The sequence below is a fragment of the Acidaminococcus intestini DSM 21505 genome (assembly GCF_000425045.1).
Lineage (GTDB): Bacteria > Bacillota > Negativicutes > Acidaminococcales > Acidaminococcaceae > Acidaminococcus > Acidaminococcus intestini.
Genome location: NZ_AULA01000057.1, coordinates 1 through 1,068 on the forward strand (window position 1 = coordinate 1; position 1,068 = coordinate 1,068).

3 protein-coding genes are annotated in these 1,068 nt (G+C 54.2%); all 3 read right to left on the reverse strand.

Annotated elements, in window-relative coordinates:
* The coding region (locus H503_RS12065) for a phage baseplate protein (RefSeq protein ID WP_035196435.1) at positions 1 to 470 on the reverse strand (470 nt) is incomplete at its 3' end.
* Positions 467 to 598, reverse strand: a complete 132-nt coding sequence (locus H503_RS12870) for a hypothetical protein (RefSeq protein WP_264296210.1) — start codon at positions 596 to 598, stop codon at positions 467 to 469. The genes H503_RS12870 and H503_RS12065, both read right to left, overlap by 4 nt.
* The gene (locus tag H503_RS0110930; RefSeq protein WP_026385463.1) at positions 591 to 1,046 is read right to left on the reverse strand and encodes a hypothetical protein; all 456 of its coding nucleotides are present in this window, start codon (positions 1,044 to 1,046) and stop codon (positions 591 to 593) included. The genes H503_RS12870 and H503_RS0110930 overlap by 8 nt, the downstream gene beginning before the upstream one ends.
* Positions 1,047 to 1,068: the final 22 nt, after the last annotated feature.

Here is a 1,068-nt window from a genome sequence, read left to right on the forward strand (position 1 = left end):
CCCTTGGCCAATGCTATCCTGTGACCATGAGATGGCATCTCATCGGTGGTGAGCTTGTGCATTCGCTCGCCGTATTTCGTGCCCGCCACGTAGTTAAACGAGCCGAAATCATCTGTGCCGGAACCCTGTGCGATGAGCGTGTAGCCTGCTGGCAGGGCTTCCCACGTACCGCCGAACAGGTCAGCGGGGCTGGTGCTTTTGTCGCTGAAGTAGTACGAGCCGACGGGGTGGGCGTCGAGCTTTGCTTTCGTCTGGGCGGCTGAAACTGCCGTGCTGATGGCTTGCTCGTAGGCCGCTTTTTGTTTAGCCAGGGCATCGGCCAGGAGCTTCTGGACCCACGCCGTGGTAGGCACTTTCTGAGAGTTATCGTCCTTTTCCGGTGACGAGACGTACATAGCTCCCCAATTTAACCCTTCAATACCAAGGGATCCTTCGCCATCGCCGTTGGGCACGATTGCTCTTGTCGTCATTTAGACTCACCATCCTTCTTTTCATCGGCTTGCTGTTCCGGCTTATAAGCAATGCAGGCCGGGTTTACGCATTTATCGTCCACCAGCTTGTGAGCGCAATATTCGCAACGCTTCGGGATCTTAAACATTCTCCATCGCCTCCTTGTATTGGGCTTGCAGGTCTTTAAAATCTGCCCGGATACTTTCCTGAGCGTCCGTGTCGCCGGTCAGGAGAGCCACGGCCATGCTGTCGGTCAGGTCCTTGACTGCACTGTCATAGTCGGCCTTGAGGCTGGCTTTCTGTGCCTCCTGTCGCTCTTGCTCCGTGAGCTCCGCCGGTGGCACGTAGGTACGTTTGGCCTGGGCATCCAGCAGGTCCTGGATGCGTTCACAGTAACCGCTGTAGGTGCCGTTGCCGTTGGGATAAGGTAAAAAATCTCCATCCACCACGCAGCACTCCTGTGTATCGTCATAGATAACGGATTCCGGGACGGATACAGCCCCGGCGTCGAGTAAAAAATTATCGACGGTATCGCTGTATGTGCGGTCGCCGTCGATGATCAAAACATTATTTTTTAAAATCTGAAAAACATGCATTTTTATCTCCTTTCACTGAGAG